Origin of the sequence: Vulgatibacter incomptus, assembly GCF_001263175.1 — a bacterium.
GTDB classification, from domain to species: Bacteria; Myxococcota; Myxococcia; order Myxococcales; family Vulgatibacteraceae; genus Vulgatibacter; species Vulgatibacter incomptus.
On record NZ_CP012332.1, the window covers coordinates 3,335,407 to 3,350,868 of the forward strand.

Below are 15,462 nucleotides of genomic sequence, written 5' to 3' on the forward strand. Positions count from 1 at the left end.
CGTTTTTACTCCACCGAGGGCGCCCCGGGAGAGGCCCCCCTGGCCCCCGAGGATACCCGCGAGGAGCTCGCATGAGCGCAGACCCATCCCAGATTCAGGGCTACAGGCCCGCCCAGACGCCCGACCATTTGCGACCCGTCGACGAGAGCCCCGAAGACCGCGAGGCGCGGCGCTGGCTCGCCGAGGTCTACCAGGGCGACCGTGTCCGGCAGCTCTCGGTGCGCTCCATCGTCTCCGGCATGCTGATCGGCGCCGTGATGTCGATCTCCAACCTCTACGTGGGGCTGAAGACCGGCTGGGGCCTGGGCGTGACGATCACGGCCTGCATCATCGCCTTCGCGGTCTTCAAGGCGCTCGAGGCGGTGATCCCCGCCTACCGCAAGGACCACTTCACCATCCTCGAGAACAACACCATGTCCTCGGCGGCCAGCGCCGCGGGCTACATGGCGTCGGCGGGCCTGGTGTCGGCGTTCCCCGCGCTCTTCCTGGTCACCGGCCGGACGCTCCTCTGGTGGGAGATGATGCTCTGGCTGGGCGCAGTTTCCTGCCTCGGCGTCTTCATGGCCGTGCCGCTGAAGCGGCAGCTCATCAACATCGACCAGCTCCCCTTCCCCTCGGGCATCGCCACCGCCGAGACCCTGCGCTCGATGCACTCCGCCGGCGCCGAGGCGCTGCAGAAGGCCAAGGCCCTGCTCTTCGGCGCCCTGGGCGGCGCGGTCCTCGCCTTGTGGCGTGACGCCCCCTTCATGGGGAAGTTCGCGTTCCCGGGCAGCTTCCCGCTCTTTCCCGGCGCCAAGGGCAAGAAGCTCGAGGACGACCTCACCCTCGGCTTCGAGGGCTCGCTGATCATGGTCGCCGCCGGCGCCATCATGGGAATCCGGGTCGGCGTGTCGCTCCTCATCGGCGCGATCTTCTACTACGGCATCCTCGGGCCGGTCCTGATCGACCAGGGCATGGCCCAGCCCGGCTACCGCGGCCTCGTCTCCTGGGTTCTCTGGCCCGCCACCGCGATGATGGTGACCTCGGGACTCCTCGCCTTCGCCCTGCGCTGGCGCACCGTGATCCGCGCGTTCAGCAGCCTGGGCTCGGTCTTCGGCAAGAAGAGCGAGCAGCAGGATCCCCTCGCCCACATCGAGGTCCCCGGCTCCTGGTTCGTGTGGGGCACGCTGATCTCCGGCGCCGCGTGCGTCCTCATGGGCCACTACCTCTTCGAGATCACCTGGTGGATGGGGATCGTGGCGGTCCTCGCCACCTTCATGCTCTCGATCGTGGCGGCCCGCGCCACCGGCGAGACCGACGTCACCCCGGTCGGCGCCATGGGCAAGATCACGCAGCTCGTCTACGGCGTCGTCGCTCCGACCAACATGACGACCAACCTGATGACCGCGTCGATCACCGCCGGCGCGGCGTCGCACTCGGCCGACCTGCTCACCGACCTCAAGTCCGGCTACATGCTCGGCGGCAACCCGCGCAAGCAGACGATCGCCCAGCTCTTCGGCGTGCTCGCGGGCACCCTGCTCTGCGTGCCGGTCTACACGATCGTCGCCAGGCCCGAGAAGCTCGGCACGGCGGAGCTCCCTGCGCCTGCCGCCAAGGTGTGGGCAGCGGTCGCCGAGATGCTCGCCAAGGGCCTCGACGCGCTGCCGCCCGGCGCGGTCATGGGCATGGTCATCGGCGGTGTGGTGGGAATCATCATCACGCTGGGTGAAGAGTACTTCCCGAAGTACCGCAAGTGGATCCCGTCGGCCACCGGCCTCGGGATCGCCGGCGTCATCCCGGCCTACAACTCGATCTCGATGTTCCTGGGCGCGTTCGCCGCGTGGATGCTGATGAAGAAGAAGCCCGCCGCGAACGAGAAGTACACGGTCGCGGTGGCCTCGGGCCTCATCGCCGGCGAGTCGCTCATGGGCGTGGCGATCATCCTCGCGCTCCAGGGGCCGGGCATGATCCGGGAGATCCTCGCCCACTTCGGCTTCTGAGCAGCGCGCGAATTGCGCTTTGCGCCCGAAGGCGGCCCACCACGCGGCCGCCTTCGGGCGTTGTCGCTTTTGCGCGTGCGATCGCTCCCTCGCTGCGGCGATCCCGCCCCCGCCCCATCTTGGGGGAAAGGCGGGTGACGGTGTTCAAGCGCGGCGCGATCACGGTGCTGACGGTGAAAGGGGTGCCGATCCGGCTGCACTTCTCGGTGCTGCTGCTGATCCCGGTGCTCACCTACGCCCTCGCGGTGCAGATGCCGCGGGTGGCGGCTGCCGCAAAGATCCCCACGGAGTCCCTCGGCCTGCCGGGCTGGGCCTGGGGCCTGCTCGCCTCCATCGGCCTGATCGTCTCGATCACCCTCCACGAGCTGGCCCACACCCTCGTGGCGATGAAGTACGGCGGGAAGGTCGACTCGATCGTGCTGATGGCGCTCGGAGGCGTCTCGCAGATCACCCAGATGCCGAAGCGGCCGACCCAGGAGCTGGTCATGGCCGCAGTCGGGCCCGCGCTCTCGGTGGTGCTCGGCGTGGTCCTGGGCCTGGGCTGGAAGGCCTTCGCTGCCTCGCCGAACCTCGCCTTCTACTTCTTCATGCTCGGCTACCTGAACCTCGTGCTGGGCGTGTTCAACTTCATCCCCGCCTTTCCCATGGACGGAGGCCGCGTGCTCCGCGCGGCCCTCGCCACCCGGATGGGAAAGTACAGGGCCACCAACGTGGCGGCGGTCATCGGCAAGGCGCTCGCCGTGGCCTTCGCGGTCTTCGGGGTCTTCGGCGGCGGGATCTGGATGATCCTCATCGCCTTCTTCGTCTGGTCGGGCGCCACGCAGGAGAAGCTCTACTCCGACCTCCAGCACGCCCTCGGCCACGTGCGCGTGGGCGAGGTGCAGAGCTTCGTGCCGCAGGTGGAGTCGGACTCGTCGCTGGAGGAGGCGCGCCTGGTGCTCCGCGAGGCGGGCGCGGACTCGGCCATCGTCGAGGAGCACGGGCAGACGGTCGGGCTGGTCCGCAAGCTCGACATCCTCTCGCATCCTCCGGACGAGCGGATGAAGCTCCGGGTGAGCGCGTGCATGATCGCGGCCCAGCCGCTGACGAGCAGCGAGGAGCTGGGCGACTCGTTCGATCGGGTGCTGCGCGAGGGAGAGCTGCCGGTGGTGGATCCCGACGGGAACGCGACGGGCCTGATCCGCTCGCAGGACATCATCGACACGCTGCGGAGCCGCGGCTTCCACTTTCCTGGCGACCGGAAGCAGCCTCCGAGCCAGCCGCGGCCGTGAGGGTTCGCCCCTATCCCAGCAGGAGCTGGACCAGCTTGCCCAAGCCGCGGAGCTGACGCTCGCGATCGAGGGCCTTCGCGGGGCCCACGACCCCGGCCTCGAGGAGCGCCCGGGACGGGAGGGAGAGCTCGGGCTGCAGGGCGCGCGCGGCCTCGGCCACGTCCGGATGGAAGAAGGCCAGGAGCTCGAGCCCCGCCCACAGCGCCCGCTCGGCGCCGAAGGCCTTGGCCCGCTCCCGCACCACCGCCACGTCCAGCGGCGCGCCGGGGCCGCGGCCCAGGGCGACCGAGGCCTCTCCCTTCACCATCTCGCGAAGGTCCACGAAGTAGATCAGCGGGACCGCGAAGCCGCGACGCGCCATGGAGAGCACGTGGACCAGGAAGGCGTCCTCGGCGGAGAGGCGGCAGACGCCGGGACCGAAGGCCCGCACCCGCACCGTCCTCTCGAAGAGGCCGGGCTCCTCGCCGCGGACCGGGAGGACGTGCTCGTAGAGCTTCGTGAAGAAGCGATCGTTGAAGAGGACCTTGGCGGGAGCGTCCGGATCCGGCTCGTCCGCCTCCATCTCCACGAACTGCTCCGCCCGCATCGCCTCGGCGATCCGCTCGGACTCGCCGGCGCGGACGAGGATCCGCAGCTCCGGCACCGGGCGGAAGGCGACGTGGGGATAGAGCGGCTCGCCGAGGGCGGCGCCGTCCAGGAGCACGAGCGGCTCGCCCCCCAGCGCGGTGGCGACGCCCTTCAGGGTCATCAGCTTGAAGACGTTGTCGTTCGCCAGGCCCTGCAGGTAGCCGAGGAGGAGATCCTTGGCGCTGTCCGGAGCGTCGGCGTCGGGCATCCGGTACTGCAGGTTGTAGCCGGCGATGGCGGCGAGGCCGTGGTGCGCCAGGAACGGCACGGCCTCCTCCCATGACGGCGGATCGTCGATCCCTCGGGCGGGGGAGAAGCGGGTGAGCTCGGCGAGCCAGCGGGCGTCGGGAAGGCCTTCCATGGCGGCGAGTTATAGCTGCCCCATCCAGACTGCGCCCGGTCTTCTGGTAGAAGGCGGAGGATGAACGCGGAAGCGCCGAAGCTCCAGGATGAAACCGACGAGGTCGGCGCCGAGTACGAGGTCCCCTTCCGCGTGGAGCCCAACTACGCGGGCTGGCGCCTGGACCTCTACCTCGCGGAGAAGATCCGCCGGCTCTCGCGCACCAAGGTCCAGCGCCTGATCCGCGAGGACCTGGTGCACGACGGCCCCAGACCCCTCAAGGCGGCGACGCCGGTCTGGGCGGGGATGGAGTTCCGCCTCCGCCGCCGGCGGGATCCCGAGCCGGTCTGCGAGCGCGACTTCGGCGTGGCCTTCGAGGACGACGACGTGCTGGTGGTGGACAAGCCCGCGGGCCTCCCCGTCCACCCGAGCGCCCGCTACTTCGTCCACACCCTGACCAGCGTGCTCCGCGAGCGGCAGGGCCCTGGCGAGAAGTGGGACATCGCCCACCGCCTCGATCGGGAGACGAGCGGCCTCGTGGTCTGCGGCAAGCGCCCCGAGGTGACGCGCAGGCTGAAGATGCTCTTCGAGAGGCCTGGGCAGGTGAACAAGGAGTACCAGGCGATCGTACACGGATGGCCCGAGGACGACGAGGCACGGATCGACCTCCCCCTGGGCCTCCTCGACCACCCGCTCAAGGTGAAGATGGGCGTGGTGCCCCTCCCCGAGGGGAAGGCATCGCTCACGGAGATCCGGGTGGAGCGGCGCTTCCACCGCGAGGTCCCGTGGCGGGGGCCCGAGCTCGCCGTGGTCCGGTGCTTCCCCCGGACCGGCCGCCAGCACCAGATCCGCGCCCACCTCGCCGCCGTCGGCTACCCGATCGTCGGCGACAAGATCTACGGCCCCTGCGACCGCTACTTCGCCGACTTCGCGGATGGGAAGCTCGCAGAGGAGGCCCAGGCCGAGCTCGTCCTCTCCCGGCACGCCCTCCACGCCGCCGCGATCACCCTCCGGCACCCCATGACCGGCCAGCCCCTGCACGTGACCGCGCCGCTGCCAGCTGACATGGCCACTCTGATCAGCTAGGAAACGTCCCCATGACGACGACGCGCCTCCTCCTCGCCGCCGCGATCTCGACCCTCCTCGTGGTGGGCGCCGGCTGTGCCACGCCCTGCGAGGAGCTCGCCGCGAAGATCTGCTCCTGCCAGCCGACCACGGCCACCCGCGACGCCTGCGAGCGCAGGGCCAACCAGCAGAAGGCCTCGAACCCGCCGGGCAACGCCGGCGAGAAGCGCTGCGAGGCGCTCCTCGAGACGTGCGACTGCCACGCCCTCGACACCGCCGCCGGCAAGCGCGCCTGCGGCGAGGCCGAGTAGGCGGGACGCTTTCGCCTAGCTCCGAAGCTTCCAGCCCGTGCGGAGCACCACGAGGCAGATCCCGATCGCCAGGACGTCGAAGGCGATCAGCAGGACCAGCGAGATCGCCGGCTCGATCGCCGAGGTGCCCAGGAGGCCGTAGCGCATCCCGTCGACCAGGTAGAGCACCGGGTTGAAGCGGGAGAGGGTCGCGAAGAAGCCCGGGAGCTGGTTCACGTCGTAGAAGACGCCGCCGAGGAAGGTGAGCGGCGTGATCACGAAGGTGGGCACCAGGTTCACGTGCTCGAACTTATCGGCCCAGATCCCCACGAAGAGCCCCAAGGCAGAGAGCCCGATGCTGGTCAGCACCGGAAAGGCGATCGCGTAGAAGAGGTGGGAGATCACCACGTCGCCCAGCGCGATGCTGGCTACGACCCAGGTCATCAAGCCGACGGCCAGGGCCCGTACCGAGGCGGCGCCGACCATCGCGGCGACGATCTCGCCGTAGCGCAGGGGGGAGACGAGCAGGTCCACCACCGTCTCCTGCAGCTTCATGATGAACATCGACGAGGAGGTGTTGAGGAAGGAGTTGGAGATCACTCCCAGCATCACCAGGCCCGGCACGATGAACGCCATGTAGGGCATGCCCTGCACTTCCCGCAGCCGCCCGCCCAGCGCGTAGCCGAAGACCACCAGGTAGAGCACGGTGGTGATGACCGGCGACACAAGGGTCTGCCCGGGCACCCGGAGGAAGCGGCGGATCTCCTTCTCGAAGAGGGTCAGCGGACCACGGAAGCGGTCGCGGAGGGTGGCCCGCGCCGCCGAAGCGGCAGGGGTCCGGCTGGACTCGGCGCCGATCATGGTCTCACCCCGTCCTTGGAGAGGAGGCCGACATAGATCTCCTCGAGGCCCGTGCGCCGGGTCTCGACGTCGCGGACCGAGAGACCCGCCTCCAACGCGGCGGCGACCACCGGCCCGAGCTCCTCCGACAGCGGCTGCTCCAGCTCGATCACCATCCCCGTCTCCACCAGGCGCGCTCCCTTGGCTTCGAGCGCCCCGGGCAGCCGGGTGAGCGGCTCGGCGAGCTGGAGGCGCAGGGTCCGGCGGCCCAGGCGGCGCATCAGCGCGGCCTTCTCCTCCACGAGGAGGAGCTTGCCGCGATCGATCATCCCGATCCGATCGGCGAGCGCCTCTGCCTCTTCCAGGTAATGGGTGGTCAGGACCACCGTAGTCCCCTGATCCCGGAGGCGGCGCACGTACTTCCACAGGTCCCGCCGGAGCTCCACGTCCACGCCGGCGGTGGGCTCGTCCAGGAAGAGGACCTTGGGGTCATGGACCAGCGCCTTGCCGATGAGGAGGCGCCGCTTCATGCCCCCGGAGAGCTCTCGGGTGCCGGCCTTTCGCTTTCGGCCGAGGTCGAGGGCGTCGAGGATCTCGGCGAGACGGGCCTCCGAGAGCTTCACGCCGAAGTAGCCGGCCTGGAAGCGGAGGGTCTCCTCGACGGTGAAGAAGGGGTCGAAGTTGATCTCCTGGGGCACCAGCCCGACCACCCGGCGGGTCTCGCGGTACTCCCGCTGCGTGTCCCTGCCGAGGACCCGGGCCGTACCGGCGGTGGGGATCACCAGGCCGGAGACGCAGCCGATCAGAGTGGTCTTTCCGGCGCCGTTCGGCCCCAGGAGCGCGAAGATCTCGCCTGCCCGGATGTCCAGGGTCACCGCGTCGAGCGCGGTGAGATCGCCGTAGCGTTTGGTCAGGCCGTCGAGCTCGACGACGGGTGGGGGAACGTTCATGAGGTCGCCGAATCTAATCCGGCGGCGGGCGCCCCGCCGCACTTTCGATCGCCGGCCGATCTACGTTCCGCAAAGCCGGAGCAAGGTGATACAAGGCGAAGCCCAAGGCAGGCGACAGAGCAACCGCAAGCCTCGCCGGAGGATCCACATGGAGACGAACACCGAGCCCCAGCTCCCCTACATGCCCGGCCTCGCAGGCGTCCCCGCCGCGGAGTCGAAGGTCTGCGACATCGACGGCCAGAAGGGAATCCTCTTCTACCGCGGCTATCCCATCGAGGAGCTGGCCGAGAAGAGCACCTTCGAAGAGACAAGCTACATGCTCCTGTACGGGCAGCTCCCCACCAAGGAGCAGCTCGACGGCTTCACGCATGAGCTCGTCCACCACCGGCGCCTCAAGTACAAGCTCATCGACCTGATGAAGACCCTCCCGGAGACCGGGCATCCGATGGATGCGCTGGCCGCCGCGGTGGGCGCGCTGGGGATGTTCTACCCCCACATCAACGTCATGGACGCCGCCCAGCGCCACGGCGCCTGCGTCCGGCTGATCGCGAAGCTCCCCACCATCGTCGCCGCCTTCCACCGGATGCGCCGTGGCGACCGCGACGTGCTGCCGAACGACAAGCTCAACCACGCCGCGAACTTCCTCTACATGCTCAACGAGCAGGAGCCGGATCCCTTCCACGCGAAGATCCTCGACACCTGCCTCGTGCTCCACGCAGAGCACTCGATGAACGCGTCGACCTTCTCCGCGCGCGTCACCGGCTCGTCGCTGGCCGACTCGTACGCGGTGGTGGCCTCCGCGGTGGGCACGCTCTCTGGACCGCTCCACGGCGGCGCCAACGAGGACGTCCTCGACATGCTCCAGGAGATCGGCACGGTCGAGAACGTGATCCCCTGGCTCGACAAGGCCCAGGCCGCCAAGCGGAAGATCCCGGGCTTCGGTCATCGCGAGTACAAGGTGAAGGATCCCCGCGCGAAGATCCTCCAGCGCCTCGCCGAGCAGCTCTTCGCCCGCTACGGCTCCACGCCGCTCTACGACATCGCCGTGAAGCTCGAGTCGGTGATGGAGGAGCGCGTCGGATCCAAGGGCATCTACCCGAACGTCGATTTCTACTCCGGCCTCGTCTACCAGAAGCTCGGCATCCCGATGGACCTCTTCACGCCGGTCTTCGCGATCGCGCGGGTCTCGGGCTGGCTGGCCCACTGGATGGAGCAGCTCGAGAACAACCGGATCTTCCGGCCGAGCCAGGTGTACGTGGGCGCTCCGCCCCGCAGCTACACCTCGATCGATCGCCGCTGAGCCGTAGATCGAGCTGAACGTTGGAGGGCAGGGCACCGGTTTCGGTCCCTGCCCTCTTCGTTTTTCAGCGGCGGCCTGGGCGTCAGGACTCCGCGACGAGCCGCGGCAGCTCCTGGGCTTCAGCGACGGTCGGCAACACCAGGCTGAAGGTCGTCGTCTCGCCGGGTGTGCTCTCGACCTCGAGCCTCCCGCCCTGCGCCTCCGCGAGCCCCTTCGCCACGAAGAGCCCGAGGCCGAGGCCGCTGATGCCGACCGTGGCCCTCCGTCCCCGCATGAAGCGATCGAAGACGCGGGGGAGCTCGTCGGGGTCGATGCCTGGGCCCCGGTTGCGGACCGAGATCCTCACTTCGAAGTCCGACACCTGGGCCTCGAGCTGAATCGCCGCATCTCGTGAGCCGTACTTGGCCGCGTTCGAGAGGAGGTTGCCGAGGATCTGCTCCAGCCTCCCGGGATCCCCGCGCACGTCCGGCAGGAACGGCGGGATCGACGCCCGCACCTCGCAGCCGTCGCGATCGGCCCCGCCCCGCTCCAGAATCCCCCGGAGGAACGCGCCGAGGTCGAGGGTGCGGACGTCGAGCACCAGGTGCGCCGTGTCCAGGGTGGACGACCTCGAGAGATCCTCGATCATCCGCCCCAGGTTGCGCGCGCTCGTCCGCATGTGCTCGAGCCGGGAGAGGACCTTGGCCTCCAGGGGGAGGCGGCGAAGCAGGTCCGTGTGCGTGGCGATCACCGTGAGCGGCTGGCGCAGCTCGTGGGTCACCACCGAGGTCCACTCGTCGCGGAGCTGCTGGAGCTGGGTGCGCGTACACGCGTTGTCGATCGCCGTCGCGAAGATCGCGGCGATCGAGCGGATCGCGGCGAGATCTCCGCCGGTGAAGGCGGGAACGATGGGCACGGACCAGGCGAGCGCGCCGACGAGCCTTCCTCTCGCGACGAGCTGATGGCCGACCACCGAGCGGATCCCGTATGCGCCCTCGGATGCCCCCAGCCAGCGCGGGAAGGCGGCCCGCTCGTCCATCTGGAGGATCCCCGTCCGCGCTGCCCTGGCGGCGGGGAAATCCGAATCGAAGCGGACGCGCTCGGTCGCCGCATCCCACGAGTGCGGAAGGCCGGTCGCCGCGACCCTCAGAAGCTCGCGGCGCTCCCGGTCGGCGAGATAGACCGCGCACGCGGTCGCACCCAGCGAACAGACCGAATCGGCCACCACGCCGTAGATGCTCGGATCGTCGGGAGCTTCCGCTACCGCGACGGCGACATGCGCCACCTCCGCGGCGGTGATCGCCGTCGGCCTCCTCCGCAATCGCCGCCCCCCGGCGTCGGATAATGGCCCCGGCCAATTCCCCTCAAACCCCATCAACGACCTCCTCCCCAGAGAGACCGGTACGAGCCCCGAGTTCGACCTTTTGGAGTCACATATCGAATCCACCGTAAATTTCCAGACGATTCGTCTGACGCGCTGGGCCAGCCGACAATCTTCTGGCGGTCGATGCGATAGGTGCGTCGTGGCTCACATCCGGTTCGGCCCGCCCGCCGGCTCGAGAACGAGCGTGGCGCTCTGGCCTACGATCCGATCCGCAGGCGCTCCTCGGGAGTGGACACCTCTGCCAGCGGAACCCGCCGAATCGAGGTCGTCGCCCAGGGGACCAGGAGAAACACCACGGTGGCGATGCAGAACGGCAGCGTGAGCGCGGGCACGCCGAAGCGGCTGCCGACGAAGACCATGGCGGCATAGAGCACCGCCGTCGCGGCGGCGCAGGCCACGGCGTAGATCGCCGTTCGGAACCTGAGCACCAGGAAGACCCCGCCCAACGCCGCGGAGGAGAGGACGGAGTTGTACCCCCACAATCCGTGATAGACGGCGACACCATCGCCGCCGAGCGCGAGGCCGCAGAGCATGCCGGCCACGGAGCCGATCACGGCGAAGAGCGCCACGACCCGCGAAGCGACGAAGAGCCCCGCGACGATCAGGATCCCCGAGACGACGTCGTCCGCGAGGAAGACCTGGCCGATGCCGCGGAAGATGGCTCCCACGATCACCCCCGGATCGGCTTGCGGCGTGACCCCTTCCGTCGCTCGAAGGCCCGTTTCGATCTTCTGTGCCGCGTGGATCGCCAGGAGAGGCGAGTGGTGGATGTGGACGATCGAAAACGTGGCGAGGAGCGACGGGATCGCGACGAAGTTGAAGGGGAAGGTCAGGGCCGGAAGGTCGAGGAGCCTCGCCGTCACCGCGGAGACCGCGACCATGACGACCGGGCTGATCGCGGAAGCGAGGACGATGCACGCGAAGACGGGGAGGCTCCACACCGGGAGGAGGAAGGTGCCGAGGGCCGCGCCCACCAGCGCGCCGTTGTAGCCGTAGGCCCCCGTTCGAATCGTGCGAACGTCGAGGCGGAGCAGGCGGGCGGCCAACGTCGCGGACGCGACGCCGACGAGGGTCGCCACGCAGAGCCACGGCGAGGCCACGAGCAGGCCCACGAGGATGAGGATCCCCGTGACGGGGTTATCCAGGAAGATCACCATCCCGACGCCGCGGAGGCACGAGTCGACGAACGCCGTCGCCTGGTGGCGATCGGCCCGCTCCGCCCACTCGGGCATGCGGCCGTTCAACGAGAGCCTCATCGTGGCTCGAGGACCCCCCTGGTTCGGATGAAGTCCACGACCCTGTCGACGCCGTCGCCCGTCTTCAGGCAGGTGAAGACGAAGGGCCTGTCGCCTCGCTGCCGGGCCGCGTCGCGGGCCATCACGTCGAGAGACGCGCCGACGTGCTGCGCGAGGTCGGTCTTGTTGATGACGAGCAGATCCGAGCGCGTGATCCCCGGGCCTCCTTTTCGCGGGATCTTCTCGCCGCCCGCCACGTCGATCACGTAGAGCGTCAGGTCCGAGAGCTCCGGGCTGAAGGTCGCGGCGAGGTTGTCGCCCCCGCTCTCGATGAAGATCGCTTCGAGTTCCGGCAGCTCGGAGACGAGGCGCGCGATCGCCTCGAGGTTGATCGAGGCGTCCTCGCGGATGGCGGTGTGCGGGCAGCCTCCCGTCTCCACGCCGCGGATCCGCTCGGGCGCCAGCGCCTGGGCCCGCAGGAGGATCTCCATGTCCTCCTTCGTGTAGATGTCGTTCGTGATCACGCCCAGCTCCCAGCGATCGCGCATGCGCTTGCAGAGCGCCTCGACGAGAGCGGTCTTCCCCGAGCCGACGGGACCGCCGATCCCGACCCGCAACGGATTTCCCCGATGCATCCTTCTCCCCCATCAGGAGCGGAACATGCGTCCGTCCTGGATCTCGTGGGCGTAGCCGGCCAGGGCCAGGCCCGGTGAAAAGCTCTGGAGCTCGTCGTCGGAGGCGGCCTCGCTCGACTCGACGATCCCGGGCAGCGCGTCGGCGAGCCTCGAGAGCATCCGCCGCCCCGCCATCTGCCCGGCGGCGCCGGTCTTGAGCCAGGCAAGGACCTGCGCGTCCAGCCACGACCACAGGTGGCCGAGCAGCGCATCGGGCAGCGGAAGCGACCAGCGGACGGCGAGATGGGCGGAGGCGGCGAGGTACGAGACCTCGCCCTTCCACGCGCCCGGCAGCGCCTCTCCCTCGACCTCCTCCAGCATCCGGACGAGGGAGAAGCCCATCTGCCTCGTCTCGTTTCGCGGCTCCGCGCCGTCCCTGCACGCGAGGTACTCCTCGTTCCACCGCGCCGCTTCGGCGAGATCCCCAGCGGCGAAGGCGCGCGCGAGGCGCCACCAGTAGGGCGCGTCGCATCGGCCGAGCACGAGGACGAGATGGTCGGCGATCCAACGCTCCACTTCGTCCGGCGTGCGGGCGAGGCCTTGGTGCAGCGCCGATTCGAGGCCTTGCGAGTAGCCGTAGCCACCCACCGGCAGGCTCGGGCTCGCGAGCTGCAGCAGGCGGGCGAGAGAGGCCAGATCGCCGGTGGGAGCGCGCTGCATCACGCGTGCTCGTGCTCGTGCTCGTGCGCGTGGGCATGGCCGTGGCGACCGCCGTAGGCGCCCGGCTCGGGATCGAAGCCTTCCCGCGCCTCGGCCACCTCGAAGCCGAGACCCTCGAGCAGCTCGCGGAGCACGGGGTCGCGCTCGAGGCGGAGGAAACCGTCGCCGAGCTCGAGGGGCACGTGCCGGTTGCCCAGGTGGTAGGCCGCCCGGATCAGACCGTCGCCCGTCACCCGGTAGACGTCCTCGGGGGCGGCGATCACGCGAACCGCGATCAGCGCTCCGGAAGCGTCGCTCCCGCCGAGGCGATCGCCGTCGCGCATGGACGCGCCCCTGGCCAGGAGGATCGCCGCGTCGCGCCCCGAGGCGAGGACCACGCGCAGCCGGCTGTGGCGCCTCTGTTCGAAAGGGAGGACGACCTCGTCCTCGACGCCGCCTTCGCGGGGCAGGATCTCGCGGAGCGTGATCAAGCGGACCCCCGTTTCAGAAGAGGAAGTAGCGCTGCGCCATCGGCAGGACGTCGAGAGGCTCCGCCCAGAGGAGCCTCCCGTCCGCCCGTACCTCGTAGGTCTCCGGATCGACCTCGATCTTCGGCAGCGCGTGGTTGTGGATCATGTCGCGCTTCTTCACCGTGCGCGTTCCCGCCACCGGGATCAGCGTCCGGCGCAGGCCGAGCCTCTCGCCGACCCCGTTCGACGCTGCGGCCCGCGAGACGAAAGTGAAGCAAGACCGCTCCAGCGCGCCGCCGAAGGAGCCGAACATCGGCCGGTAGTGCACGGGCTCCGGCGTGTAGATCGAAGCGTTGGGATCACCCATCAGCGCCGTCGCGATCACGCCGCCCTTCAGCACCATCGTGGGCTTGATGCCAAAGAACGCGGGCCGCCACAGGACGAGATCGGCGATCTTGCCCAGGTCCACGGAGCCGACCTCGTGGGCGATCCCCTGGGCGAGCGCCGGGTTGATCGAGGTCTTGGCCACGTAGCGCTTCACGCGGACGTTGTCGTTGTCCGGGCCGTCGCCCTGGAGCGATCCGAGCTGCTTCTTCATCTTGTGCGCGGTCTGCCAGGTGCGGGTCAGGATCTCGCCGATGCGGCCCATCGCCTGCGAGTCCGACGACATCATGCTGAGCGCGCCCATGTCGTGGAGGAGATCCTCCGCCGCGATCGTCTCCCGGCGGATCCTCGACTCCGCGAAGGCGAGATCTTCGGGGATCGCGGGACTCAGGTGGTGACAGACCATCACCATGTCGAGGTGCTCGTCGAGGGTGTTCACGGTGAACGGCAGGGTCGGCGTAGTGGACGACGGGAGCACATTCGGCTCGCCGCAGACCCGGATGATGTCCGGCGCGTGTCCTCCGCCCGCACCCTCCGTGTGATAGCTGTGGATCGTCCGGCCCTTGAACGCGGCGATGGTGTTCTCGACGAAGCCGCCCTCGTTCAAGGTGTCCGCGTGGAGCGACGCCTGCACGTCCATCTGCTCCGCGACGCTCAGGCAAGTGTCGATCGCCTTCGGCGTCGATCCCCAGTCCTCGTGGAGCTTGAAGCCGATCGCGCCTGCCTCGATCTGCTCGACCAGGGGACCCGGCTGGCTGACGTTGCCCTTGCCGAGGAGGCCGATGTTCACGGGGAGCCCCTCGACGGCCTGGAGCATGCGCCCGATGTTCCATGCGCCCGGCGTCACCGAGGTCGCAGTCGTGCCCGCGGCGGGACCGGTGCCGCCGCCGATCATCGTGGTGATCCCCGACGTCAGCGCCTCCTCGGCCTGCTGCGGGCAGATGAAGTGGACGTGCGTGTCGATCCCACCCGCGGTGAGGATCAGGCCCTCGCCCGCGATCACCTCGGTCGACGCGCCGATCACGACCGTCACGCCGGGCTGGATGTCGGGGTTCCCCGCCTTGCCGATGCCCGCGATCCGCCCGTCCTTCAGACCGACGTCGGCCTTCACGATTCCCCAGTGGTCCACGATCACGGCGTTGGTGATCACGGTGTCCACACAATCCGCGCGAAGGGCCTGGCTCTGCCCCATTCCGTCCCGGATCACCCTCCCGCCGCCGAACACCACCTCCTCGCCGTAGACGGTGAAGTCCCGCTCGATCTGGATCCAGAGGTCGGTGTCCGCCAGCCGGATGCGATCGCCAGTGGTCGGACCGTAGTGCTCCGCATACGCCTTTCGGGAGATCTTCACGGCAGCTTCCCCATCGTCCGTCCGGCGAAGCCGAATACGAAGCGGCGGCCGCCGAGTTCGACGAGCTCCACGGTGCGCGTCTGCCCGGGCTCGAAGCGGATCGCGGTGCCCGCCGCGATGTCGAGGCGACGGCCCGTCGCCTTGAAACGATCGAAGGTGAGCGCGTCGTTCACCTCCGCGAAGTGGTAATGCGAGCCCACCTGGATCGGCCGATCTCCCGTGTTCGTCACCTCGAGGGAGATCGCGGGCCGGCCTTCGTTCAGCTCGATCTCCCCGGGCATCGTGCGGACTTCGCCTGGAATCATCGTGGCACCTCTCGAACCGCCGCTCGTTCCGAGCCGGGGCGGCTCGTCTCAAGCGTCAGCGGATCGGCTCGTGGACCGTGACCAGCTTGGTCCCGTCGGGAAAGGTGGCCTCTACCTGGATCATCTCGATCATCTCGGGCACGCCCTCGAGGACGTCGTCGCGGCCGAGGAGGGTCGCGCCCCAGGTCATCAGCTCGGCGACGGTCTTCCCGTCCCTCGCGCCCTCCATGAGGGCGGCGGCGAGGTAGGCCACCGCTTCGGGATGGTTCAGCTTCAGGCCCCGCGCCTTGCGCCTCTCGGCCACCAGCGACGCGGTGAAGATCAGGAGCTTGTCTTTCTCTTTCGGCGACAGCCTCACGGGAAAACCTCTCGGACCGCT

Annotated in this window: 16 protein-coding genes; 5 read left to right on the forward strand and 11 right to left on the reverse strand. The window is 69.2% G+C overall.

Features of this window, described 5'->3' with window-relative positions:
* Nucleotides 1-71: 71 nt before the first annotated feature.
* Both AKJ08_RS13775 and AKJ08_RS13780 read left to right on the forward strand, forming a co-directional pair.
* Nucleotides 72-1,979, forward strand: a complete 1,908-nt coding sequence (locus AKJ08_RS13775) for an OPT family oligopeptide transporter (RefSeq protein WP_050726593.1) — start codon at nucleotides 72-74, stop codon at nucleotides 1,977-1,979.
* Between the two features lie 134 nt (nucleotides 1,980-2,113).
* Nucleotides 2,114-3,250, forward strand: coding sequence for a site-2 protease family protein (locus AKJ08_RS13780; protein ID WP_050726594.1), 1,137 nt, complete (start codon nucleotides 2,114-2,116; stop codon nucleotides 3,248-3,250).
* A gap of 10 nt (nucleotides 3,251-3,260) precedes the next feature.
* Here the strand turns inward: AKJ08_RS13780 and AKJ08_RS13785 are convergent, their stop codons facing one another.
* Nucleotides 3,261-4,238, reverse strand: a complete 978-nt coding sequence (locus tag AKJ08_RS13785; protein WP_050726595.1) for a nucleotidyltransferase family protein — start codon at nucleotides 4,236-4,238, stop codon at nucleotides 3,261-3,263.
* A 60-nt stretch (nucleotides 4,239-4,298) separates the two neighbouring features.
* On the opposite strand from AKJ08_RS13785, the gene AKJ08_RS13790 reads away from it, so the two are divergent.
* Both AKJ08_RS13790 and AKJ08_RS13795 read left to right on the forward strand, forming a co-directional pair.
* On the forward strand, nucleotides 4,299-5,303 hold the full coding sequence (locus AKJ08_RS13790) for an RluA family pseudouridine synthase (protein ID WP_050726596.1): 1,005 nt from the start codon (nucleotides 4,299-4,301) through the stop codon (nucleotides 5,301-5,303).
* Nucleotides 5,304-5,314: 11 nt separating this feature from the next.
* A complete protein-coding gene (locus AKJ08_RS13795; RefSeq protein ID WP_050726597.1) occupies nucleotides 5,315-5,593 on the forward strand; it encodes a hypothetical protein in 279 nt (92 codons plus the stop codon).
* 15 nt (nucleotides 5,594-5,608) lie between these two features.
* Here the strand turns inward: AKJ08_RS13795 and AKJ08_RS13800 are convergent, their stop codons facing one another.
* Both AKJ08_RS13800 and AKJ08_RS13805 read right to left on the reverse strand, forming a co-directional pair.
* Entirely contained in the window at nucleotides 5,609-6,433 is an 825-nt protein-coding gene (locus tag AKJ08_RS13800; protein ID WP_082343181.1) for an ABC transporter permease, read from the reverse strand.
* The gene (locus AKJ08_RS13805; RefSeq protein WP_050726598.1) at nucleotides 6,430-7,362 is read right to left on the reverse strand and encodes an ABC transporter ATP-binding protein; all 933 of its coding nucleotides are present in this window, start codon (nucleotides 7,360-7,362) and stop codon (nucleotides 6,430-6,432) included. The genes AKJ08_RS13800 and AKJ08_RS13805 overlap by 4 nt, the downstream gene beginning before the upstream one ends.
* Before the next feature lie 148 nt (nucleotides 7,363-7,510).
* Here AKJ08_RS13805 and AKJ08_RS13810 point away from each other — a divergent pair, with 148 nt between their 5' ends.
* Nucleotides 7,511-8,662 (forward strand): citrate synthase, encoded by a 1,152-nt coding sequence (locus AKJ08_RS13810; RefSeq protein WP_050726599.1) that lies wholly within the window; start codon nucleotides 7,511-7,513, stop codon nucleotides 8,660-8,662.
* A gap of 82 nt (nucleotides 8,663-8,744) precedes the next feature.
* Here AKJ08_RS13810 and AKJ08_RS13815 read toward each other — a convergent pair whose 3' ends face one another.
* The 8 genes from AKJ08_RS13815 to AKJ08_RS13850 form a co-directional block, all read right to left on the reverse strand.
* Nucleotides 8,745-9,926, reverse strand: coding sequence for a GAF domain-containing sensor histidine kinase (locus AKJ08_RS13815; RefSeq protein ID WP_050726600.1), 1,182 nt, complete (start codon nucleotides 9,924-9,926; stop codon nucleotides 8,745-8,747).
* A 296-nt stretch (nucleotides 9,927-10,222) separates the two neighbouring features.
* Complete coding sequence (locus AKJ08_RS13820; RefSeq protein ID WP_050726601.1) at nucleotides 10,223-11,281, reverse strand: urea transporter; 1,059 nt, start codon at nucleotides 11,279-11,281, stop codon at nucleotides 10,223-10,225.
* Nucleotides 11,278-11,895 (reverse strand): urease accessory protein UreG, encoded by a 618-nt coding sequence (ureG, locus tag AKJ08_RS13825; protein WP_050726602.1) that lies wholly within the window; start codon nucleotides 11,893-11,895, stop codon nucleotides 11,278-11,280. Before ureG ends, AKJ08_RS13820 begins: the two co-directional genes overlap by 4 nt.
* A gap of 12 nt (nucleotides 11,896-11,907) precedes the next feature.
* Entirely contained in the window at nucleotides 11,908-12,594 is a 687-nt protein-coding gene (locus AKJ08_RS13830) for an urease accessory protein UreF (RefSeq protein ID WP_050726603.1), read from the reverse strand.
* Nucleotides 12,594-13,064 carry an urease accessory protein UreE gene (gene ureE, locus AKJ08_RS13835; protein WP_050726604.1) on the reverse strand — a complete coding sequence of 157 codons (471 nt, stop codon included), beginning with the start codon at nucleotides 13,062-13,064 and terminating at the stop codon, nucleotides 12,594-12,596. The genes AKJ08_RS13830 and ureE overlap by 1 nt, the downstream gene beginning before the upstream one ends.
* 13 nt (nucleotides 13,065-13,077) lie before the next feature.
* A complete protein-coding gene (gene ureC / locus AKJ08_RS13840; RefSeq protein WP_050726605.1) occupies nucleotides 13,078-14,778 on the reverse strand; it encodes an urease subunit alpha in 1,701 nt (566 codons plus the stop codon).
* Nucleotides 14,775-15,083 (reverse strand): urease subunit beta, encoded by a 309-nt coding sequence (locus AKJ08_RS13845; protein WP_050726606.1) that lies wholly within the window; start codon nucleotides 15,081-15,083, stop codon nucleotides 14,775-14,777. The genes ureC and AKJ08_RS13845 overlap by 4 nt, the downstream gene beginning before the upstream one ends.
* A gap of 55 nt (nucleotides 15,084-15,138) precedes the next feature.
* Nucleotides 15,139-15,441: an urease subunit gamma gene (locus AKJ08_RS13850; RefSeq protein WP_050726607.1), complete on the reverse strand. Its 303-nt coding sequence runs from the start codon at nucleotides 15,439-15,441 to the stop codon at nucleotides 15,139-15,141.
* Nucleotides 15,442-15,462: the final 21 nt, after the last annotated feature.